27 protein-coding genes are annotated in these 21877 nt (G+C 38.9%); 9 read left to right on the forward strand and 18 right to left on the reverse strand.

Annotated features, from left to right (window positions below; genetic code table 11):
- The first annotated feature begins 61 nt into the window (after positions 1 to 61).
- Entirely contained in the window at positions 62 to 1084 is a 1023-nt protein-coding gene (locus QYB95_RS14325; protein WP_301139124.1) for an NADH:flavin oxidoreductase/NADH oxidase, read from the forward strand.
- Between the two features lie 69 nt (positions 1085 to 1153).
- Here QYB95_RS14325 and QYB95_RS14330 read toward each other — a convergent pair whose 3' ends face one another.
- The gene (locus QYB95_RS14330) at positions 1154 to 1690 is read right to left on the reverse strand and encodes a GNAT family N-acetyltransferase (RefSeq protein WP_301139035.1); all 537 of its coding nucleotides are present in this window, start codon (positions 1688 to 1690) and stop codon (positions 1154 to 1156) included.
- 92 nt (positions 1691 to 1782) lie between these two features.
- Between QYB95_RS14330 and QYB95_RS14335 the strand changes: the two genes are divergently transcribed.
- Positions 1783 to 2514 carry a nuclease-related domain-containing protein gene (locus QYB95_RS14335; protein WP_301139036.1) on the forward strand — a complete coding sequence of 244 codons (732 nt, stop codon included), beginning with the start codon at positions 1783 to 1785 and terminating at the stop codon, positions 2512 to 2514.
- Positions 2515 to 2659: 145 nt separating this feature from the next.
- Here QYB95_RS14335 and QYB95_RS14340 read toward each other — a convergent pair whose 3' ends face one another.
- Positions 2660 to 2932, reverse strand: a complete 273-nt coding sequence (locus tag QYB95_RS14340) for a hypothetical protein (RefSeq protein ID WP_301139037.1) — start codon at positions 2930 to 2932, stop codon at positions 2660 to 2662.
- Positions 2933 to 3121: 189 nt separating this feature from the next.
- On the opposite strand from QYB95_RS14340, the gene mutT reads away from it, so the two are divergent.
- On the forward strand, positions 3122 to 3517 hold the full coding sequence (gene mutT / locus QYB95_RS14345) for an 8-oxo-dGTP diphosphatase MutT (protein WP_301139038.1): 396 nt from the start codon (positions 3122 to 3124) through the stop codon (positions 3515 to 3517).
- Between the two features lie 64 nt (positions 3518 to 3581).
- Here mutT and QYB95_RS14350 read toward each other — a convergent pair whose 3' ends face one another.
- The 4 genes from QYB95_RS14350 to QYB95_RS14365 form a co-directional block, all read right to left on the reverse strand.
- Entirely contained in the window at positions 3582 to 4067 is a 486-nt protein-coding gene (locus tag QYB95_RS14350) for a GNAT family N-acetyltransferase (RefSeq protein WP_301139039.1), read from the reverse strand.
- 208 nt (positions 4068 to 4275) lie between these two features.
- The gene (locus tag QYB95_RS14355; protein WP_301139040.1) at positions 4276 to 7422 is read right to left on the reverse strand and encodes a DEAD/DEAH box helicase; all 3147 of its coding nucleotides are present in this window, start codon (positions 7420 to 7422) and stop codon (positions 4276 to 4278) included.
- Between the two features lie 330 nt (positions 7423 to 7752).
- Positions 7753 to 8760 carry a GGDEF domain-containing protein gene (locus QYB95_RS14360; RefSeq protein ID WP_301139041.1) on the reverse strand — a complete coding sequence of 336 codons (1008 nt, stop codon included), beginning with the start codon at positions 8758 to 8760 and terminating at the stop codon, positions 7753 to 7755.
- Positions 8761 to 9015: 255 nt separating this feature from the next.
- Positions 9016 to 9291 (reverse strand): hypothetical protein, encoded by a 276-nt coding sequence (locus QYB95_RS14365; protein ID WP_301139042.1) that lies wholly within the window; start codon positions 9289 to 9291, stop codon positions 9016 to 9018.
- Between the two features lie 267 nt (positions 9292 to 9558).
- On the opposite strand from QYB95_RS14365, the gene QYB95_RS14370 reads away from it, so the two are divergent.
- Complete coding sequence (locus QYB95_RS14370) at positions 9559 to 10050, forward strand: hypothetical protein (protein ID WP_301139125.1); 492 nt, start codon at positions 9559 to 9561, stop codon at positions 10048 to 10050.
- A 275-nt stretch (positions 10051 to 10325) separates the two neighbouring features.
- On the opposite strand, the gene QYB95_RS14375 is transcribed toward QYB95_RS14370, so the two are convergent.
- Positions 10326 to 11255, reverse strand: coding sequence for a ketopantoate reductase family protein (locus tag QYB95_RS14375; RefSeq protein WP_301139043.1), 930 nt, complete (start codon positions 11253 to 11255; stop codon positions 10326 to 10328).
- A 245-nt stretch (positions 11256 to 11500) separates the two neighbouring features.
- Between QYB95_RS14375 and QYB95_RS14380 the strand changes: the two genes are divergently transcribed.
- A complete protein-coding gene (locus QYB95_RS14380; protein ID WP_425609208.1) occupies positions 11501 to 12358 on the forward strand; it encodes a dimethylarginine dimethylaminohydrolase family protein in 858 nt (285 codons plus the stop codon).
- A 103-nt stretch (positions 12359 to 12461) separates the two neighbouring features.
- Here the strand turns inward: QYB95_RS14380 and QYB95_RS14385 are convergent, their stop codons facing one another.
- Positions 12462 to 13049 carry an NAD(P)H-dependent oxidoreductase gene (locus QYB95_RS14385; protein ID WP_301139046.1) on the reverse strand — a complete coding sequence of 196 codons (588 nt, stop codon included), beginning with the start codon at positions 13047 to 13049 and terminating at the stop codon, positions 12462 to 12464.
- 116 nt (positions 13050 to 13165) lie between these two features.
- Between QYB95_RS14385 and QYB95_RS14390 the strand changes: the two genes are divergently transcribed.
- A complete protein-coding gene (locus tag QYB95_RS14390) occupies positions 13166 to 13597 on the forward strand; it encodes a MarR family winged helix-turn-helix transcriptional regulator (RefSeq protein WP_301139047.1) in 432 nt (143 codons plus the stop codon).
- Between the two features lie 124 nt (positions 13598 to 13721).
- Here QYB95_RS14390 and QYB95_RS14395 read toward each other — a convergent pair whose 3' ends face one another.
- From QYB95_RS14395 to QYB95_RS14410, 4 genes are all read right to left on the reverse strand, one after another.
- Positions 13722 to 14159 (reverse strand): SRPBCC family protein, encoded by a 438-nt coding sequence (locus QYB95_RS14395; protein ID WP_301139048.1) that lies wholly within the window; start codon positions 14157 to 14159, stop codon positions 13722 to 13724.
- Between the two features lie 266 nt (positions 14160 to 14425).
- Positions 14426 to 14911: a methylated-DNA--[protein]-cysteine S-methyltransferase gene (locus tag QYB95_RS14400; RefSeq protein WP_301139049.1), complete on the reverse strand. Its 486-nt coding sequence runs from the start codon at positions 14909 to 14911 to the stop codon at positions 14426 to 14428.
- Positions 14904 to 15812 (reverse strand): DNA-3-methyladenine glycosylase family protein, encoded by a 909-nt coding sequence (locus QYB95_RS14405; protein ID WP_301139050.1) that lies wholly within the window; start codon positions 15810 to 15812, stop codon positions 14904 to 14906. Before QYB95_RS14405 ends, QYB95_RS14400 begins: the two co-directional genes overlap by 8 nt.
- The gene (locus QYB95_RS14410; RefSeq protein ID WP_301139051.1) at positions 15809 to 16384 is read right to left on the reverse strand and encodes a bifunctional transcriptional activator/DNA repair enzyme AdaA; all 576 of its coding nucleotides are present in this window, start codon (positions 16382 to 16384) and stop codon (positions 15809 to 15811) included. The genes QYB95_RS14405 and QYB95_RS14410 overlap by 4 nt, the downstream gene beginning before the upstream one ends.
- 248 nt (positions 16385 to 16632) lie before the next feature.
- Between QYB95_RS14410 and QYB95_RS14415 the strand changes: the two genes are divergently transcribed.
- Positions 16633 to 17220: a hypothetical protein gene (locus QYB95_RS14415; protein ID WP_301139052.1), complete on the forward strand. Its 588-nt coding sequence runs from the start codon at positions 16633 to 16635 to the stop codon at positions 17218 to 17220.
- Between the two features lie 228 nt (positions 17221 to 17448).
- On the opposite strand, the gene QYB95_RS14420 is transcribed toward QYB95_RS14415, so the two are convergent.
- Together QYB95_RS14420 and QYB95_RS14425 are read right to left on the reverse strand one after the other, a co-directional pair.
- Positions 17449 to 18174: a 3-ketoacyl-ACP reductase gene (locus tag QYB95_RS14420; RefSeq protein ID WP_301139053.1), complete on the reverse strand. Its 726-nt coding sequence runs from the start codon at positions 18172 to 18174 to the stop codon at positions 17449 to 17451.
- A gap of 26 nt (positions 18175 to 18200) precedes the next feature.
- The gene (locus tag QYB95_RS14425) at positions 18201 to 18428 is read right to left on the reverse strand and encodes a hypothetical protein (RefSeq protein ID WP_301139054.1); all 228 of its coding nucleotides are present in this window, start codon (positions 18426 to 18428) and stop codon (positions 18201 to 18203) included.
- Positions 18429 to 18491: 63 nt separating this feature from the next.
- On the opposite strand from QYB95_RS14425, the gene QYB95_RS14430 reads away from it, so the two are divergent.
- Positions 18492 to 19040: a PadR family transcriptional regulator gene (locus QYB95_RS14430; RefSeq protein WP_301139055.1), complete on the forward strand. Its 549-nt coding sequence runs from the start codon at positions 18492 to 18494 to the stop codon at positions 19038 to 19040.
- A gap of 6 nt (positions 19041 to 19046) precedes the next feature.
- The gene (locus tag QYB95_RS14435; protein ID WP_301139056.1) at positions 19047 to 19520 is read left to right on the forward strand and encodes a DUF4188 domain-containing protein; all 474 of its coding nucleotides are present in this window, start codon (positions 19047 to 19049) and stop codon (positions 19518 to 19520) included.
- A gap of 48 nt (positions 19521 to 19568) precedes the next feature.
- Here QYB95_RS14435 and QYB95_RS14440 read toward each other — a convergent pair whose 3' ends face one another.
- The 4 genes from QYB95_RS14440 to QYB95_RS14455 all read right to left on the reverse strand — a co-directional run bounded on the left by QYB95_RS14440 (position 19569) and on the right by QYB95_RS14455 (position 21675).
- A complete protein-coding gene (locus QYB95_RS14440) occupies positions 19569 to 20393 on the reverse strand; it encodes an aminoglycoside phosphotransferase family protein (RefSeq protein WP_301139057.1) in 825 nt (274 codons plus the stop codon).
- Positions 20394 to 20437: 44 nt separating this feature from the next.
- On the reverse strand, positions 20438 to 20869 hold the full coding sequence (locus QYB95_RS14445) for a hypothetical protein (protein ID WP_301139058.1): 432 nt from the start codon (positions 20867 to 20869) through the stop codon (positions 20438 to 20440).
- A gap of 208 nt (positions 20870 to 21077) precedes the next feature.
- Complete coding sequence (locus QYB95_RS14450) at positions 21078 to 21224, reverse strand: hypothetical protein (protein ID WP_301139059.1); 147 nt, start codon at positions 21222 to 21224, stop codon at positions 21078 to 21080.
- A gap of 97 nt (positions 21225 to 21321) precedes the next feature.
- Positions 21322 to 21675 carry a hypothetical protein gene (locus tag QYB95_RS14455; RefSeq protein ID WP_301139060.1) on the reverse strand — a complete coding sequence of 118 codons (354 nt, stop codon included), beginning with the start codon at positions 21673 to 21675 and terminating at the stop codon, positions 21322 to 21324.
- Between the last annotated feature and the right edge of the window lie 202 nt (positions 21676 to 21877).

Raw genomic sequence — 21877 nt, forward strand, 5'->3', positions numbered from 1 at the left:
CTTTAGGGTCGACTCTCATGCATGAGAATTTGAATCCCTAAAAAATAAAGGAGTTTTGATGATGAAACATTTATTTAGTCCCTTTGAATTTAAAGGGTTGGAAGTAAAAAACCGTGTGGTGATGCCTCCAATGTGCCAATATTCAGTGGAAAAGAAGGATGGCGTAGCAAACGATTGGCATTATCTGCATTATTTAAGCCGAGCGATAGGTGGAGCCGGTTTTATCATAATTGAAATGACCGATGTTGAGCCGGATGGCCGTATCACTGACTTTGACCTGGGCTTATGGTCGGACGAACAAGTCCCTGCTTTGGCAAGAATTGTTGAAGCCTGCCACAAATACGGAGCAAAAGTGGGTATTCAAATTGCACACGCAGGACGTAAAGCTGAAGATGCTGCTGTGCCGGTTGCACCTTCCGCTATTGCATTTGATGAAAATTCCAAAACACCGAGAGCCCTTTCTACAGACGAAGTGAAGGAAATGGTCGAAAAGTTCCGCAAGGCGGTACAACGTGCGGTTCAGGCAGGAGTAGATGCAATTGAGATTCACGGTGCTCACGGCTATTTAATTCACCAATTCCACTCCCCTTTAACAAATAAACGGGAAGATGAGTATGGCAAGAATCTAACGCTGTTTGGCAGAGAAGTAATACAAGCCGCTAAAGGTGCAATGCCCGCGGATATGCCGTTGATTATGCGCATCTCTGCTCAGGAGTATGTAGAAGGTGGATACGGCATCAAGGAAAGTATCGAAATGGCTAAAGATTATCAGCAGGCTGGAGTCGATATCTTCCACATTTCATCGGGTGGAGAAGGACAAATCACTGCAGCGGGAAGACCGGGTACACATGCTGCCTATCAGGTGCCGCTTGCCCGGGATATTAAGAATGCCCTTGACGTGCCGGTGATTGCGGTTGGACGATTGGACGATCCGATTCTAGCAAACGCCGTTATCGGGAATGAAGATGCCGATCTTGTCGCTGTCGGAAGAGGCATGTTAAGAAACCCGCATTGGGCATTGGAAGCAGCAACCATTCTTAAAAAAGAGACGCAGATACCCGAGCAATATGTAAGAGGATTTTGATAAATAGTCACTTTAAGGCAATCTTCATTTAATGAGGATTGCCTTTTGTTGTTTTTATTCGGCACAGCGTTACTTCAGAAACAGCACCATCAAATCTTCATCAAAGTACTGGTCTCCCTCTTTTAGCCCCCTTGGTTCGACGCCGTAAGTTTCGAATCCTAAAGACATGTAGAGCTTTTTGGCCGATGCGTTCTTCGTGACAACTTGCAGATGAATCTGCTCGACCCCGTCAAATTCCTTTGCACGGGTGATGACTTCAACCAATAGCTTCTTACCGACACCTTGACCGCGCACTTCAGGAGCCACGTACATCCCATAAATATCTCCCTTATGCCTCGATTTCCGGTCCGTAGCTCGCATAAACCGAACCACCCCAACCAACGAACCGTCCTCTTGAAACGCCCCGAGCACATAACGATCCTCCGCTTGGCGAATCCGTTCCTGGATTACCTCGATTGTAAAGTGAACTTCCCTTTCATAGGTAGATCCAAAGCTTTCCGCATCTGTTTGCAACGCTCTTAATCTCAGTGCCTGGTAATCTTGTGCATCTGTTTCGTTTAATACGCGTATGTTCATGATGGCCCCCCTTTCCCCTCTCTCTAACAATTCGATTCAGTAAATAAAAACCCTTCCTAAGTAAAAGAGTAACTGAAGAAAGGCTTACAAAATTTCCACTTTCTAGTAAAATGGAATGAGTAATGATGAGAAAGGTTGTGAAAAGCTTGTTTAAAAAACTAATAGATAATGTAGTAAATATACTTACCCCACCTGCATCAACGAAACCCGCAGACAAACCCAAGAAAAAATCGGTGATTTCTACATATAAAGAACAAACGGGAAATGGCCTGTTATCCACAATGTTCAACAAAGGCAATTACGGGGAATTCTCCTCCTATGGGAAGATGGCGAAATTGCCCGGCTACCATAAGGCACTCTTCAATATCTATATTCCGAACGGCAAAGAACAAACAACCGAAGTGGATCTAGTCTTTCTCCACGAAACAGGCATTTACGTCATTGAATCAAAAAATTACAGTGGCTGGATCTTCGGCGATGAGAAGTCCCAAAAGTGGATGCAAACCTTCCCAAACCAACAAAAGTATTCCTTTTATAATCCCATCAAGCAAAACATCGGCCATATCAAAGCACTACAAGCCATCCTTCCCTCCATTGAGAAGGAGCACTATAAATCCGTCATCGTCTTTAGCGAACGATGCGAGCTGAAAAAAATCTCCTACGAAGCAAAAGATACATATGTCATCAAACGCTATGACTTAGCAAGATTAATGAACAAACAAATTGAAGTATTACCAAAGGTTTTGGAACCAGCCTACATCGCCCGAATTTATGATTTCTTGTCGCAGTATCAGAAGGCGGATAAGGTTGTGAAGGCGGAGCATGTTGGGAGGATTAAGGGAAAGCATTCTTGAATAGGATGCTTCTCATTTTTGTTCTTTTATTCTCTCTAACTCCTTATGTTTTCGAATGATAGAAATTTTGGTTGTAATTCTTCAGTTAATATATATTCTACAAATTGGCCTACAATTTCGTCTTCTAATTCAATCCAATATACCTTTAAACTCCCCTCATTTTCCTTGAAGAACCTATGCCACTTTCCGGTTCTGTCACCTGAAACTTGCTTATAGGTTTCAATATAGTGACTGTATAATCTGTTATTGATCGGTTTACCTTTTCATTTGTATGTATTTTTGATTGTGGCGTACAAACGATTAATTTTTGGTTTTTAATAAATCCTTCGAACATTATTCTTTTTCCTTTAACCGATCGTAAAACACAGCTATATTTTTGCTCTATTGTCTTAATAACTTCATATTTATTTGGAATCATCTCTTATATCACCTTCCATTTTTAACCATAATATCACAAAAAGTGTTAGCCGTGTCTTAGCGTTTTTACTACTATTGACGGTTAACAGTCCATATAAAGTTAACAAACCACACTTTTTATTGCAAAATAATGCTCATGTATTGAAAATCAGCTAAAATTAACATATTAATTGTAAAAAAGGTGATATAAATGAAAAAGCAAGTCCACGTGGTGGGAGCCATTATTGAAAATGAGCATAATGAGATTTTCTGCGCAAAACGAAGTCCAGAAATGACACTCCCAAACTATTGGGAATTTCCAGGCGGGAAGATTGAATCGGGTGAAACACCCGAAGGAGCATTAGCTCGAGAAATTAAAGAAGAGCTCAACTGTACGATCAGCGTTGGAGAGAAAGTGGAAGACACAACGTATGAGTATGAAACATTCATTGTTCGGCTCGAAACCTATAAAGCAAACCTAGTGGATGGACAACCTATCGCTATTGAACATGCAGAAACGAAATGGGTGAAGCGAGATGAACTTACTCAGCTTGATTTTGCTCCTGCTGATATTCCCGCGGTTGAAAAAATAGTAAAGGAAATATAATTTTCTATATTTCCTTTGCATGATATTATTCTTCTTACGGTAAAAAATTTCGCATACGCGAGCTTTAAACTTTTAACACCATCCTTACAGTTTTTAGGATGTGACCATCAAAATCATCATCAAACTCTTTGATGACCTCAAAACCTCTGGCTTCATAAAAGGCCATTCCGATTTTATTATCCTTTTCGACATTTATATAAATCTCTTTTACACCATCTAAATCTTTAATCCCCTTTTGCAACAATGCTGAACCTATCCCTTTTCCTTGTTGTTCTGGATAAAGATAAATAGCCCCTAATTCAACTTTTCCGTCTTCTCTTACTAGAGAAAAGTTAGCAAAACCCACAACTCTACCATGTATTTCAGCTACAAAAAGAGTAGAACGTTCTAATCGTTGCTTCATCCTCTCATCATTGTAGGCAGATTCCAGGAAATTTTCTTGTACCTCTAAAGGAATTATCCCCTCGTAAGTAGCGTTCCAAGTTGTTTTTGCTACATCTTGGACTTGTTCTATATCTTCTTTTTGCATTTTACGAATCACATATGCCATTTTATCAACCTTCCCCTTTGTTATTTAATTCCAATAATTTTAAGCATTATAACATTTGGTTTGATAAAAATGGTTACTTTTGAAAATATAAATGAAAAAGAGCATTATCGCGAACAATGCTCTCTTCATTTACTAAATACGAAGTTATTTACTCTATTAAAACCTCTAATTTGATAACTAAATCTTCTAATCACAACCCGTAACTCTTTTATAAGGCAGTTTTATTTGCACGCGGTACAAGTGAAGCTGGCATAGATTCATGGAGTTTCCAAACTATGCTCACTGGCTTACTTCCCTTGTGACTAACATAGTCTGCTGTTCCCAGAAAAATAAAAGGCGATGTATAACCAGATTCTTTTTTATACTCTCTTACAAATAATGCTATTTTATTTCCTGTTTCTTGATGACTAATATACCTTATTGCAGTTGGACTCGTATCGGAAGTTCTACTTTGAGATTGCCAGTGAAACAGTTTCTCACTGATCGCATAGTCCTCATATCGAGTAGTTTCCGAAAATTCTTTATCAGACTTGTTTAAGGTAATAAAGAAAATATCTGTTTTCTCATCCGGAAAATACTTTACACCCTCACGAAATGAAGGGTTCTGTTCTTCATTATAGTATCCAAATGCAGCAAGTACTTGTTCGGTTGTGTAATGTGCATGTACCCTTAAGGGCGTAACGAAATCAAATGTAGTTTTCTTATCAAGTAATTTTAAATTATCTAAACATACTTCAATTACTGATTTGATTTCTTCCTTTACCTGATTAACTTCTATTAGGTTTTGAATTCCTTCATGCATAGAAGTAAAACCTAAATCCTTAGCTGGAGCATTAAAGAAGGAATAGTATAACATTGGAATCATTCTATGCTGTTCTTCATCTTGAACCTTTCCATCTTCAAGATAGGAAACGAAGAATTTTAATAAATCAACTGAATCTAAGTGGAATAACTTATGAATTTTTTTCTCGATAAGTGTTTCATGAACAGAATGGAATCCTTCAGATACTCCCGCATCCACTTTCATTCTCTCAAATGTACGATTCTTCCCAGTTCCATAGAAATCAACAAGCTTTAGATTGTAGTATCGTAAAAAGTTCTTTAATGTAAGGGGCTGTCCTGTATCTGCTTCAAAGTATTTAAGTTTAGCCAATAAATTTTGTTTGCTATTTTTAGCAACTTTAATATTTCTTAATATATAGTCTTTGGCCAGCTTTTCCATCTGAATTATAGAACCTTTCGGTAAATGGGAGAATCCATTTTCCACGTAATGACTTATGGAGTGCTTAGTGTTACCAATTAATGCTCTAAATTTATCTTCAAATGGATAATCTTTATGAGCTTGCCCGATAAAATCAAGTACTGTTAAACATTCTTTTTCATCTGCCAGACGTAATCCTCTTCCTAATTGTTGGAGAAACACTGTTAGACTTTCTGTTGGTCTTAAAAAAAGTATGGTATTTACTTCGGGGATGTCTATTCCTTCATTATATAAATCTACAACAAATATAAACTTTATTTGCCCCGTTAGTAATCTCTTCTTCGCAAGCTCTCTTTCTTCATCTGAGGAATTCCCATGCAATGCAATAGATGGAATGTTCTTTTGGTTAAAGTATTTTGCCATATATAGTGCATGGTTTACGGATACACAAAAACCTAAACCCTTTACTTCATCCACGGTTGTTACATATCTTTTAATGCTTTGAATTACCAGATCACTTCGCCGATCATTTGCAGTATAGATATTTGTCAATTCCTCACTATCGTATCCTCTTCTTGACCATTTAACCTGTGTTAAATCCACAATATCTGTCACACAAAAGTAATGAAATGGACTTAATAATTTTCGATCAATCGCTTCGGTTAATCTCATTTCAGAAGCAATTCTGCCATTAAAATAACCTAATACATTTTCCTTATCCATCCGTTCAGGGGTTGCTGTCAATCCGAGTAAAATATTCGGGTGATAGTACTCTAGCAATGCACGATAAGATTGCGCTGTAGCATGGTGGAACTCATCAACAATTATGAAATCATAAAAATCTTGTGTTGTATTTAGCATCATTTTTTTGCTATTCCAACTCTGTATACTCATAAATAATTGGTCAAATGATTTTGGCTCATGTCTGCCTACAAACAGTTCACCGAAGTTTGCATCCTTTAAGATTGTTCGGAACGTTACAAGACTTTGGTGCAAAATTTCTTCTCTATGAGCTATAAAAAGTAGTTTTGCATTAGGTTTAATTTTTAAAAACCGCTTAAAGTCAAAAGCAGAGATCACTGTTTTTCCTACACCTGTTGCTGCTACTACTAAATTCTTCATATGCCCATGTATTACTCGTTCGACTTCAAGTTCATCTAAAATTTCTTGTTGATAGTAATATGGTTTAATATCAAAATAGTACTGCCCGTTCTCTTCAGCAACTAACTCTTTAGTTAATGAGCCCTGTAGCAAACTCCAATTTTCCTTTTCTTCCGGGGCTAATGATTTAAATTCCTCGTCATTCCAATAACTCTCAAATGTAGCTTCAAACTTCTGTAAGATTTCGAATGAATCCTTCTCTGTAACTTTTAAGTTCCATTCTAATCCTGAGGTTAATGCAGGATTTGATAAATTTGAAGAACCAATATATGCAGTGCTAAATCCTGTATCTCGCTTAAATAAATATGCCTTCGCATGAAGTCGAGTTCGATTTTTATCAAGGGAGACTTTAATTTTTGTGTTGGGTAATTTACTTAATTCCTCAATAGCCTTATAATCGGTTGCTTCCATATACGAGGTTGTAATGATTCGTAGTTTCCCGCCACTCTCAGTAAATTCACGAAGCTCATTTATCAAAATACGTAACCCAGACCATTTAATAAATGAAACAAGCCACTCTATCTCGTCAGAAGATACAATCTCTTTTTTTAATTCTTCTAACATATTTGGCTCATGATGAGAACCCGTAAAAAGAGTGCTCTTAGAGAGAGGGGTAATAGGACGAATTGCTTCTTCTTTTTTGAGTGCTCGGACTGTATTGATTTTTTTATAAACCGATGTTAGCACTTGCCCCTTCTCTTCCAGCTGGAAAGAAGCAAATTCTTCATCCTTTAACTTTCTACTTAACAAATCAATGATTTCATTGCATACGCGGATTTGTCCTAAAAGCGCTTCTTGATCACTTTTGCTCTTCTCTTCTCTAATAAAAGTCAAAGCCCTTTTTGTAACCTCGGAGATATACGTGGCTAAGTATGTTTTTGCTTCTTCAACATCTAGTTTTTCTGTATTTACTGCAAATGTATCTGATGAAATTTTCTCTAATTCTACGTTAATATTTTTGTTTATGAGCTGATCGTAAATACCTTCTTTCAATGAATACACCTCGGTCTAATAAAATCTAATGAACCATATTTTACCACGAATTGTTAGGTTTATACTAATCCATTGAAAGGTGAAGAGACTCAATGAAATTTGTTATTCTTTGTATATTGTCATCCATTATTTTCAGGAGGGATAAATGTAAAAGAATCCTTTAGTTTGTAAATCTCAGAATGATAGGGAAATATATTTCTTTCACTTTAGTTTTTGGAATCTTAATTAGCTACATTACAGTGTACAAAATTAATCATCTCACCAATACAAATTGGTATTTTTCCACACAAAAAAACCAGAAGATTCCCTCCTGGCTTTGTTGATTTCTTATCAAACCTCTATCACTTCCGGGGTGTGACTGTCTATTAGCTCTCTGCCCTTTTCCTTATACATAGCTGTATCTGCTTCTTTAATCATGGCCTCTAGATCTGCTTGTGCAGTTTCTGTTTCGTAGAACCATCCAATGCTCGCTGAAACTTGGAGTATTTGATTGTTCAGGGTGATGGGCTGTGCCAGCGTTGATTGAATTCGCTCCGATAGGTTTTTCAGGATAGCGTCATCGATATCGGATAGTAAAATGACAAATTCATCGCCGCCTAATCGGCACAGTAAATCGGACTCTCGCAGTACACCATTCATCCTCCTTACAATGACCTCCAATAATTGATCGCCTACTTCATGGCCATAGGTATCATTTATTTTCTTGAATCCGTTCATATCCAGGAATAAAAGTGCGATGGAAAGGACTTTTGATTCTTTTAGCACATCGAACCTTTTCTTAAGAAACAATCGATTTGCCGCACCCGTTAAAGGATCGAGATAGGCTAAATCCTGAAGCTTGGCATTTGCATCTTTTACCCTGTAGATAAACGTTAATAGAAAGGCTGTCATAAATACGCCAAACAACACGAGATATGCAAAATCTCCAGTTACCACATTCGGAAAAATTTCATTGTGCAGGTAAAAGAACGCATAGAAGGTCAGCATAATTGAAGCGATTCCTGACATTATGACCACTCGCGCATTTTGATAGATGGCACTCAGCGGAAGGGCCAGCCACATGAATAGATAATCTGCCAAATACGGAGATTCCTTTAGCAGGAAATAAAAATAGACATACATGCAGCTGACCAACCCATACATCGTGATTTTTGGGTTTATTTTTATGTAAATCATTGCAGCTAGAATGCTGCCAAATAGAATAAATAGATAAGCTGGAGGAAATATACTTGCGAATCCTTCAATGAAAATATTAATCGTGATTTGTGTGAGGTAGAATATGCTTATTAAAATGAATAAGATTTTATTTCGATGATGCAGTAATTCATTCCCAATCATAGCTGATCTTCCTGTTCATGTGGTAATGGGGCAGCTTTTATTTCAGTAAGTGCCTCAAAAAACATAGTTTACCTTTTTTACTATTATACCCCAATAAAGATTAGTACAAACATAGGAATCATAAATCGTTTGAATTGAGTAATTATACTGATATTTTGCTGCAAACACTAGTGCCTCCCTGCTTTGGCGCAATTGTCATCGAACCTAAAAAACCCTGTGTTGATACCTTTTCAACACAGGTCATGTCTCTAATTTTTATGATTTGAATTCTTGTACTTGATAGGTTACTTTCAAACCATCCTGACTATTTCTGAAAGATAAAATCATCGTGTCATTTGCTGGTTGTTCGACTTTCATATTTGCTGGATTGTTAATGATTGGCCGTAGCCTTTTTCTTGCTAAATTTAAGGCACTGTCAAGATTTTCGGCATTTAGCTTTAGTTCAATTAGTTGGATGGGGACAAAAAATGGCTTTTCCACTTTTCCTAGCAATCTCTCACTTTTATTGTCAATCAATTTTGCGATGTACATAGAACAATCCCTCCTTTTCCTAATCCCCGTATATTATTTATTCTCGTGAATTCAAAAGTTAAACCCTCTTAATAGAACGCTATACAACGAGAGAAGTTCAAAAAAATGGATATGAATTTTTATTTTCCCGTGATTACTCACCCAAAATGGAAGTATCACATAAATTATGGGGATTATTTGGATATGGATTTTCTGCCCTAGGGAACGATATTGCAGCTGCGCGGCTCCCTTAGGAAAACTGAAATTTCATGAGGGAAAGGGATGGATATGGTAAACTTTCAATCATTTCGTGGCAGGGTTACACAGATTCAGGATTTTATGATAGGCCAAAACGGTGAAGCGGCAGGTTGTTATAAACTGATGACTGTCGAGGATATGCAAGGCGGCATCGTGAACTTTGTCGTTTCCCCCGATACGTATTTTGTTTACGCTGAAATCGTCAACCCCGGGGATATAGTGACAGGCTATTATGATGGGGATGCGCCGGTTATATTGATTTACCCCCCTCAATATCGAGCGCTGATTGTAGTAAAAGAAAACCCCTTCGAGAATGTAAAAGTAGACTTTTTTGATAGCCAATTTGTTAGTCGCGATGGTCAATTGAAATTAAATCTCGCCCCAAATACTCCTGTACTGTTGAGGAATTGGCAGCCTTTTTCGCAAAACCCCGCCAATCATAACCTGATTGTCATCTATAGTACTTCGACAAGAAGCATTCCTGCCCAGACCACACCCTCGGAAGTCATTGTTTGGTGTTAGTTGTGGGTTGCATGAAATGCTGATGATTGCTTTTATTGATATTAATGTTTTTTCTCTAAATAAAATAGCCGACACCTTTTGAATAAGGTGCCGGCTCAGACTGTTGACAAACGCTCGCACACTGCGTTGGTCGCCTCACTCGTCCCCTCATGAACGTCATGTTCTATTCGCGTCTTCGCTCGGCTTCCCGCCTTGTCTGACAAGCGTTTTCAAGTCAGTCTGGGTATCCGATTTCCAAAATTACAATTCATAAAATACGAATATTCCCCCTATTATCAGTATTCCGGTCTTCCATTTTCGTAAGGCTTCAGAATGCCGTAGATGGTTTCAATGACCGGTAGCTGGACCTGATGTTTTTCGGCCAACCTTAGTGCTCCTCCTTGCAAGTGCTCAATTTCGATCGGCAGCCCTTTTCTGAGGTCTTGGTGCATGGAAGAGGTTGCCTCATTTTTGAAGCTTTTCATCATATTTATAATCCCCTGCACTTCATCTTCGGATAAATATATGCCTTCTTTCTCGGCTAACGTCCCCATTTCCTGAATAACTTTTTTCGCCACATTCATGGTCGCAGGTGTGCCTGTAATGTAGCCGACAGGTAATTGCATGGCTGATGTTATACCAGAAAATGCAGTGATAAATGAGTACTTAATCCACATATGCCTTAAAATATCGGCCTCTCTTTTGAAAGTGGATTTCAGCCTTTGCTGAATTTCTTCCAGTTGTTCGCAAATCTGAATCTGCTCGCTATGAAGGGCCCCATATTTTAATAGACTGTTTGAATTCGTATGCACCACATGCCCTTCTTCGTCTAGTGTGGCAACAATTGCGGCAAGTCCTCCCAACACTTTTTCTTTCCCAAGTGCCTCCTGCAACTTTTCCATATGCTCCATGCCGTTTAGCAAAGGCAGCACAAAAGCCCCGGTCCGCTCCACGATTGCCTGAATTTGCGGAATGACTGAATCCAGATGATACCCTTTCACAGTGAGCAGGATTAAATCTACATTTGGGACTTGTTCAACGGATGTATAAATGGCTATATTTTGATTTTCAAAGTCGCCTTCCGGACTGCTAATTTTCAATCCTTGATCCATCAACTGCTGTGCACGTTTATCTCTCACAAAAAACGATACATCCTGGCCAGCTTCGAGTAGCCTTCCTCCAAAATAACACCCCAACGCTCCAGCACCGAACACCAAACTATTCATTAGAACAACCTCCATCCCTGAGATTACTAGATTTCTATTTAACTAAATATAACATATCTGATTAATAGCAAGCTTATAATTTACTGATTTTTCAATTAACTATTTCATTATTTGATTTGGCGGATATAATTTCCACACTGGCGGATATCTTTGAAAAAGTGACGGAAAAAAACCCTCACCCGGCAGATATAATCGCCTGCCTTTAGGAGAAACTAATACAAAGCGCAAAAGATTGGATGAGGATAATGAAAGAACGTACCAACACAAATAAAGTATTTTGTATGAGTGAATATGACACGCTGAAGAGAGTCATTCTGTGTCAGCCTCAGTATATGACAATTCGCCAAGTTATCAATGAAACACAGGAACATTTCAAGGACGAAGGGATTCATATTGAACGTGCCCTCGAGCAGCACGCCGATTTTGTTAATACCCTTAAACAATACGACATCGATGTGATTTTGTTGCCCTACCATAAGAAATATCCAGAACAAGTTTTCACACGGGATATTGGATTTACGTTAGGTGAAACCATTTTTGTGGCCAACATGGCGACAGATGCCCGGGCTGGTGAGGAGAACGTTTTAAAACAGTGGCTGGAAGATGAAGAAATTTCTTATTTCAACTTGGTCAAGGAACATATTGAAGGCGGCGATGTCATTGTTGACCGGGATACGATCTACGTTGGGCTAAGTAGCCGAACAGACGAAAAGGCTACCGCTCATCTGGAGCGGCTACTCCATAAATTCCAGGTTGTGACGATTCCGTTCAAGGAAAAATACTTGCATCTGGACTGTATATTTAATGTTGTCTCGCCGGATGTGGCACTAATCTATCCACCAGCTCTTACAGAAGAAGACATCAAGCTTTTCTCTTCCCGCTATGATTGTATTGAAGTTTCGGAAGACGAGCAATTCCAGTTGGGTACCAATGTACTAAGCATTGGCAACAAACGCGTTCTCAGCTTGCCCGTCAATCAGCATGTAAACGGTGAACTTCGGAAACGAGGCTTTGAAGTCATCGAGGTCGATATCACCGAAATCATCAAATCGGGCGGCTCCTTCCGCTGCTGTACCATGCCTCTTTTGAGAGAAGGTTCATAAAATTTCTAGTACCAGGTCCACGCAAATTGAGTACCCGAATTGTTTGTGTGCCTGGTACTCATCAAATTCTGAATTGTCTCCGAGTTGTTTGTGTGCCTGGCACTCAATACGCTACCTTCTTGAAATAGTGATAAACTTTTTCCAGCTTTTTTGTTTGGTTGCCTTTGGGGCTTTCCATATTTCCAAATTCAAAAAACTTCACTTTTTTAATGCCTACGAAATTAAATAGCGCTCTTTTCATCAAGATTTTATGGGAGTTGTGCAACCACAGCAATGGATAGTGCGTTGGCCCTTTCATTGTAGAAACACATACAACCGACTTCCCCTTCAACAACCCTTCTGGGAAATGGCCCTTCTTATCTTTATAAGCAAAGTTAGATGCGAATAATTGGTCAATGTATCCCAAAAGCATTGCAGGAGGTCTTCCCCACCAGATTGGATAGATGAATACGATCTTATCTGCCCACAAGATTTGTTTTCTATATTTCTCGATAGTAGGGTCCGTATGCATATCGCGCCTTCTTTGTTGCTCGTTAAATACTAGACGGGGATCAAAACCTTCTTCATATAAATCCAGGACCTGTAATTCCTTTATGTTGGAATTTTCACCACTTCCCTTTAGAACCTTTTGTAAAAAAGCGTAATTTAGACTTTCATGGTTGGGATATGTGTAGATAATGAGCAACTTCATCGGACACCTCTTAGTTATGATTCGATAACTAAATAGTAACATTTACCAATTTAATTATCAATTGATAATTGTATTTTGATAATTATTTTGTTACATTGACGAATGAGGTGCTTTAAATGGATAATAATTCCCTTTTTCATAATTTTGTAGTATTTACAACATCTTTTCACCGTGTCACACATGAGTTTACAAAAGATGCAAAGGCCGATGTCATTTCGCAAATTCAATATAAGATTCTTGAGTATATTGCAGTCAGCCAACCTGTGACTCCAAGCGATGTCAATGATTGCATGAATATGTCCATGCCGAATACAAGCCGTGAACTTAAAAAGTTGAGTGAAAAAAGTTTAATAGAGAAGATACATGATAAGGATGATCGGCGAAAGCAATATATACGCCTGTCCAAAGAGGGACAAGCTATGATGAACGAATCATTTGCCATTATCGAATCGCGTTTTCTAGAACGTATTCAAGATTTCCCGAAAGAAGATTTAGATGATATTGAACATGCCATTCATATTCTTCAAACAAAACTTTTTAACGAATAGCCATAAAAAAAGGAATGACTGATACATAAATCAGCATTCCTTTTTAATCATTCTCTTCATGCTGGAGTGTTCATCCTTCTCTCCATTGAATTGTGTGTCCCTGGCACTCGCATAATTCGAAAGACTAACATTTTTCAAGTAGGTATTTGAGTTTTAGTAAGTCTTTTTGGTTTGCTCTTTTCATGGATGGGGACAGGAATGGCGTCAGTATTTTTGAAAAGCCACTCGGAACTCCTTTGTTTCTTAAAGACATTCTCGTTCTATCTCGGTCAATTGCTTCCCATGTATAAATGGTCTCCATCGGGAATGGTCCATTTACTGTTTTCATCATCAACTTTTCCCCTGGGATGTATTCCTTGATTTCATAAATATACGCAAGCTCCCGCCCGAGAAATTTTGCTTTGAATGCAATCTGGCTGCCTACTTTCATTGGTTTTGGCGTGTGCCATTGGACTGAATGAATATTTACATACCAGGAAGGAGCATGATCGGGATTCGCTGCATAGTCAGATACGTCTTCAACGGGTCTGTTAATAATTATTTCTGTAAATACATCTACCACTTCCGCTAACCTCTCATTCACTTAGTTACTTAAGTTTTTGGATGAATTAAAATAAGGAACCCTAAGCTGTAAGCCTTTCCTTACTTTCCCCTATCATTTTTTAGGAGCTTCACCCCATACTAAATTTCTTTCGTGTCTGTTGATACATTCCACTACTTATAAATAGTACTTGAAAGCTGATGATATTCCCGCCATTTGTTATTCATACCATTAAGTCTTTTAAAGTTGCTACTTTTTCATACCAGAATTTCTTCCTGAGGGTAAAATCATTCCTTTTTAAAATTCTTTTCATGCTGTAGCAGCCATTCTTTTCTCCATACCCCCCCAGCGTAGCCTGTTAGTTTCCCATTTGTGCCGATGAGGCGGTGGCACGGAATCACGATGCTTAGTTTATTTTTGCCATTGGCATTTCCAACTGCTCGGATTGCCTTTACGTTGCCTATGGAAACGGCAATCTCTTTATAGGAGCTCGTCCCTGCATAAGGTATTTCTTTTAGGGCGTTCCAGACTGTTTGTTGAAAATTTGTTCCCTCATACTTGAAAGGAAACGTGAATTCATATCGCTCCCCTTTAAAATACTCATCAAGTTCTTGAAAGCAAAGCTTCAAAGATTCAGGGGTTTCGCTATCAATGCGATTTTCTGTCCTCCCCTTTTCCGAAAACATAATTGAATAAACGGCTACTTCTGTTCCAATGATTTCAATCGTTCCAATTGGAGATTGGTAATATATTTGGTGCAAGCTACTATACATATAAGGACCTCCATAGATAGAAAGTGGCATATGCCTGCCAGCCCTCCCAAGCTTTTGCAAGTTCTTCAATTTCCACAATTGTAGGTTTCCGCTCGAGCCCCAATTGTTGCTTTAAAGCATTGTGCAGGCCGACATCCGCGATTGGAAACGCTGCAGCGTGATGTAAGCATTTCATCATTACATAATCCGCCGTCCATGCCCCGACACCCCGGATTGCCATTAATGACTTTTTAACTGGTTCATACTCTTGTATTTCTAGCATTTTTTCTTTCGATAATTGACCACTTGTCATTAATCCAGCGATTCCAATAATATATTCCGCCTTCCTCGTTGAAAACTGGAGGTTTTTCAATTCCTCCACAGATAAGGATGCAATGGCTTTGTATTCCGGGAAGATCCAGTACGCATTTCCTTCATGAGTTATGCTCTCCCCATACTGTTCAACAAATCGCTTTTTCAAGGTGTACGCAAAAGTTAAATTGATTTGTTGCCCCAGAACTGCCCACGTCAATGCTTCAAATAAATCCGGAATCCCAATAATGCGTAACCCACGATAGTCATTGGCAACCTTTTGTAGAATTTTATCCTTACTGGCCATTTCATAAAAGGGTTCCAAATCCTGCTCCAAATCAAACCAACCCCAAATATAGGATGCGGCCTTCCCACGCATCGCAGGAGTCGGCTCACCGACCGAGAATTCCACTCGAATTGAATTCGTTGCTTCGCCTATCTTCAATAAAACCAATTGCCCATCGATTTTTATCAATTTATATAAATAGCCCTCCCGAATTTGGTGTAAATTCTCATACTCGGACCTTCCCATAAACACAAGACACTCTTGGAAATTAAAATCCATCGGTGGCGTTATTTCAATAAACGAGCCGCAATCGATCCAATTCATTGCACCATCTCTTTTCTGGTTTGATTTCTATATTCACTAGGAGAACAGTTTTTCAAACGGCGAAACACTTTATAAAAATTGGAAGAACTCTGAAAGCCTACTTCATAGCTAATCTCAAGATTCGTTCGGTCTGTGTTCTTCAGAAGATGTGCCGCTTTGTCCACCCGGATTTTTTCCAAATAGGTACGAGGCGTTTCTGATGTCTCCTTCTTGAAAAGCCGTTCAAGATAAAAGATGCTTACTCCTGCGTGATCTGCAATATCCTGTAATTCAAGCTTTTGTTTATAGTGATTGACCAGGAAGGCAATCACTGTTCTGACAAGCTCCTTATTCGGAGAATGATTTGCTTGTGGCTGGCATCTTTTGCATGCACGAAAACCGGCCTTTTCAACTTCATGGATATCATAGTAGAATTCCACGTTTACCTTTTTGGGTTTTCTTGATTTACAGGAAGGACGGCAAAAAATCTTGGTTGTTTTCACTGCCGTAAAAAACAGTCCATCATATTTACTGTCACAGTCAATTATCTTTTCCCACATCTCTTCAAAAGAAAGCTTAATCCTAGCCTCCATTTACTCTCCGCCCTTCCTCATTTACATCTCATACAAGTAAATAGTACTTCTAATTCCTTCTAAAACTTGTTACTGTTGGAACCCATTTTATCAGGAAAGCCTGCCTCATTTCATCCTCATTCTTGCTCTTATGGTTCTTGCCAAAAGAATTGTATGTGTGCCTGGCACTAACACAACTATGTTTGTGAGCATCTATTAAGGGTATCTGTAAGGTGACTTTGAGTAAATCAAAGGGATGTGTATACAGGGTGTTTGGAATATCTAATCTCATATCTCTTGTTATGTCGGCATTTATCATCTTGCCTATTGTAATCTTCCTTCGCGAATTGAGTTATTTAATTGTCAGCTGGTTATTCGGGGTCGTCAATCCAAGGCTAACGATTGGTTCCGGACCTCGGCTTTTTAAAATAGGAATAGTTGATATCCGTAAATACTATCATCTCTATAGCTGGTTTTCATACGATGATTTAAAGAATGATAGTAAATTAGCATACATTTTAGTCTATTCAAGTCCCATTTTTATCAACCTCTCCCTTGCCCTTCTCATTAACTTTTTACTAGCAAATGGGTGGGCAGAAGAGTATAAGACGTTTTGGGACCGCTTTATTTTTTATGCCTTTTACTACATTTTATTTGACATTGTCCCTATGGCTACAATTAATGGCAAGCCAAACAACGGTATGATTATTTATGAATTGCTTCGATATGGTAAACGGGTGGATTATAATACAGAGTCCTTCATACCAGCCACTTCAGAGATGGAGAAGCAACACGAGGAATATCTAAAAAGAATTGAAGAAATAAAAAAAGAACGGGAAAATGAAAATAAAGGATAAAGCTTGATGCAATCCTATAAAAAAACTAAAGCTTAGGCACAATTAAATCGTGCCTAAGCTTAGTTTTTTAATCATGTTAAACTGAACATGCTCACTATGAAGCACTCAGTACTATCATCATAGTGTTGAAAAAAGCCAGCTCCCCATCTAAAAATGGAGCGCTGACTTTCGATTAAAGATACAGGGCAGGTGCAATATTAAAATTCCAGAATATTGTGTGCTTTCACCTTAATAAGGGTTTGTGGCAATGAAGCTTGCCGTTTTCACGTAGATACGTGGGTTAAGTTTTAGTTGGTTGACGATGATTTCAGCGATGTCTTCAGGCTGCATTAATTTCGTCTCATCGTTCTCTTTAATCAGGTTTGTTTCTACAGCCAAATCCGTCGCAACAGTACTTGGTGCTAATGCTGTTACACGGATATTGTTGCGTCGAACTTCTTGCGCCAATGATTCAGTAAAGCCAATCACTCCAAATTTTGATGCGCTATATGCACTTGAAGTCGCCGCTCCGCTTAATCCACTTGTTGAGGAAATATTGATAATGTCGCCGTTATCCTTCTCAAGCAATTGAGGCAATACCGCACGAGTTACATAATATGTGCCCATCAAGTTCACATCAATGATTTTTTTCCATTCTTCCGGATCCATATCCAATACCGAACCAAATGTAGCAATTCCGGCATTGTTGATTAAAATATCGGCATTACCCAGTTCTTTCGCCAATAATGCAACCGCTACTTCCACCTGCTCTTGGGATGAAACATCCGTCATTGCATAGGCAACTTTAATGCCTAAGCCTTCAAGTTCTGTAGTCAATTCTTTTAAACCCTGTTCAGAACGTGCAATTAAACCAAGATTGACGCCTTCTTTTGCCAATGCTACAGCTGTTGCCTTACCGATTCCTCTTGCTCCACCTGTAATGATTGCTACTTTCCCTTGTAATGATTGTGCCATAGTAACGGCTCCCTTCCACTTTCAATTTATACTTTCGCACCCATTATACTATTTTGGAAAAATGCAAGCATGGATTTAGCTTTGAAAAAAGAATTATGTGTGCAGTTCCATCGCATGTGATGCACTTTGAAATTCAAAACGAAGCTCAAAAAATCAGTGCCTTCCCAGACTTTTGTGATTTTTATACGCGGTTTCATCTTGTCCTCCATTTCCATCACACCTACGACTGAAAATTCTGAAACTAAACTTGCCATCCCCATAAACATCCAGTATTATATATCTAAAGGATATATATCTTTTAGATAGGTGTGAAGTACTTGAAACGTTACAATGATACGACTTATGCGCTACTAGGAATATTAACTACGGAATGCAGATCTGGTTACTCCATTAAGCAATTTATCGATCGGAGCTTAAACCATTTTTGGAAAATTAGTTATGGCCAAATCTACCCTACTTTAAAATTAATTGTTCAAGAAGAATTGGCAGAAGTTCGCACTGCCTCTACTCCGGGCAAACCTGACAAAAATGAGTACTACCTTACTTCAAAAGGGATCGAAACACTCAAAAATTGGCTGGAGCAGCCGATCGAGCAATTGCCGATTGAGCGAAATGAAATTTTGCTTAAATTATTTTTCGGCCGCTATCAATCTCATGAAAATCAAATTCTCCTGCTGCAGAATTATAAGCAGGAGCTTGAAAAGCGTTATGCAACTTATCTTTCTATCGAGCAGGCAATTATTCAGCATGAGAATCATGACGAGAACTCGGATTACTGGCTCTTCACTTTAGATTATGGAAAAAGAACAACTCAAGCTGCAATCGACTGGTGTGAATTTACTCTTAAGAAACTACCTATGGGGTGATTAAGAATGGTCAAACAGATTTTTACGGGGCGTTATACGATTGATCATACAGAGGATATTGTCGTTTTCATCATTGGCATGCGGATCAACAAGCGACTGGCCATGCATAAGTGGCTGCCGGTATTTAATGCGATGCCCGGAATGATCAGAGAACTCTATACAAACAAAGAGGAACTGGGATTCTTATCGATGGAAAGCTATTTTGGACTTAGAACCACTGTCATGATCCAATATTGGCGTTCAACTGATGAACTGCTTTCTTATGCAAAAAATGAAAAGCATCTGGCAGCATGGAAAAATTTCAACCAAAAAACAAGGAACAATGATGCTGTTGGGGTCTACCATGAAACTTATCAAGTAAACAAAAATAATTATGAATCCATTTATGTCAATATGCCTCAATATGGGCTGGGCAAGGCATTGAAGCATATTCCTATTACAGTGGAAAAAAATTCTGCACGGCAACGTCTTAATTATTGAACTTACCGGGTCCGCGAACCCTTTGTAAAAGTTCGTGGACCCCTACTCCTAAATAGTGCTCCTCAAATACCCCAAGACCTCATTCATTTCCTTTGCATCCTCTGCTCCATCCTCTACCGCCCACAGCACCTGAACGGTTAAAAGTGCAATCGCTGCTTTTCTTAGACGCTGCTCGTCCAATAATTGCATTTGTGCCATTTGCTTCACTCGGGTTTCCAGCAACTCCAAATCTCCATTTAGATCGTTAAATAAAAACGAAATATAGTCAAAATAAATATCCCCCTGCACGCCTTTGGGATCAATGGCCAGCCACCCCCGTTCGTGATCGTGGAGGATATTTTCATGATGCAAATCCCCATGCAGATGCACATTTCCAGCTGAAGTGTCTTCAATTTCCTTTTTATAGCGAAGTGCCCATTCAATATGCTCCTGTGTGATAAAGTCATTTGGAACCGGATTAACTAGCGCATGAAACCAATTATGTATAGAGGGCAATTCTTTTGATGCCTGTCTGTTTAACTTGTTCCATACTTCTAAATAGATGTCTGTTTGAGCTTCCTTTTCAACCTCTTTTAGCATCCTGCCTGGCTGAAGCCGTTCCAGCAAAATGCCGCCAAGCGTCTCATCATTCTTATACAAAATCACGAAGCCCTCACCTTGAAACGCTTCTGTCGCCTGTATTTCATTCGAAAAGTCATTCATTGCATCTTGTACGTAGGCTACATAATTGTAGGATAAATTGGACGGCTCACCCTCTATTGTTACCCCCCACTGATTGCATAACCTTTCAAGCGTCTCCGGCAATTGCCTCAGCCACTGCTCTCCCTCATTTCCAAAAGCTGCTTTGATCTTTTCCTCAAATCGTGTATTCACCTTTATTCTCCTTTTTATGTATCAAGTAGACTGTATGTATTGTTTTAATTAGTTTTAGGCAACAAAGGTAAAAAATGCTCAGTAAAGGTTTCATCGACCGTTTCAAGGTGTACAGTCGTCCCGATGAGTCCCCTATGATTGCTCTTTAAAGTCCCTGTTCCATTTTCATATAACAACAATTGCATTCTATCGCCCTCTTTATTTTCAAAAGTTAGCTTATAATGGTTCTTTGTCTCTTTCACATTTTTCACTTTACGTACATCCATGTTTAGAAGAATTTCTAGCTCCTCCTGAACTTTATCCTTATCTCTGGTATCGTAAACTTCCGTCTCTGGGTACGAGATTAAAAACATATGATTTAAAGAAGGTTTGTCAATAGTGTTTGTTACATCGGCAATTCCCATTAATTTTACTGGTTGCGCTAAATAATTTTCACGAATAAAATACGCTGCAAATGAACAAAATCCCCACTCCAATGAATACCCTTTTCATCAATTTCCTCCACTCTTCATCATCCCGGTTAACCGATAAAATCTTTAATACCTCTATAACGATTCAACCTCCATCACTGGAATCCCTTCATACGAAACACCCTAAGTAAATATAAAAAAACCTCCAGCACTATATTAAAAATAGTGTTGGAGGTCATCTTGCTTTAGGCGATGCTTCATCTCCTAAAAATACCTATTCATCATCAACTTCGCCGTCACCGATTTCATCTTCCTCTTCTACATCTTCAATCTCTTCATTGTCGTCAGGTGCTTCATCGCCACAAGCGACCAATGAGAACATCGAAAACGTTAAGAACATCATCAAGAGCAACTTTTTCATCCTGGGATAACCTCCTTTATCTAGGAGCTTTCCCCATATCTTTTCAAAGTAACCTTAATGATGTGAATTTATTTAAAACAAATCTAGTTGACCTGACCTATCTATACAAGTTAAATAAAGCTCCGATTTGTCTAACAATATTGATTCCTTCTGATACTTTGCCTGCATGGTCCATCATTCGATTCATGTCCGGCAATCTTCTTCTTGGTCCTTGTTGCGGTTGTTGTTGATAGCCCTGATGCTGTTGCGGATACCCTTGTGGTGGTTGCGGGTAGCCTTGTTGGTGTTGCTGGTGACCTTGTTGGTGCTGCTGATTATACAGGTAAGGATTTTCTGGTCTATTTATTTCGCTATGTGGTCCAAAATTTGGTCTATACGGTGGTGGAACCTGGCCCCTCCTTGGATTTTGCGGGAATGCTCTTCTTCTCTGTTCAGGCGGATAATACGACATTTCTCTACTCACCCCCTATTAGGATTCTTCTTTTTCTCTAGTATATGAGGCAACTTTCTTATGGCTTAGACTCTACAAAGGCAAAATCCCTAATAAAGGAAATTTTAGTGAGCATCACATATCGCCGTAAAGTAAAATAACCCATCCCGACTTTGATCGGATGGGTTATCTCGTGTTCAATGTCTCTTTACGAGAGTCATAC

Source organism: Ureibacillus aquaedulcis, assembly GCF_030418165.1.
Lineage (GTDB): Bacteria > Bacillota > Bacilli > Bacillales_A > Planococcaceae > Ureibacillus > Ureibacillus aquaedulcis.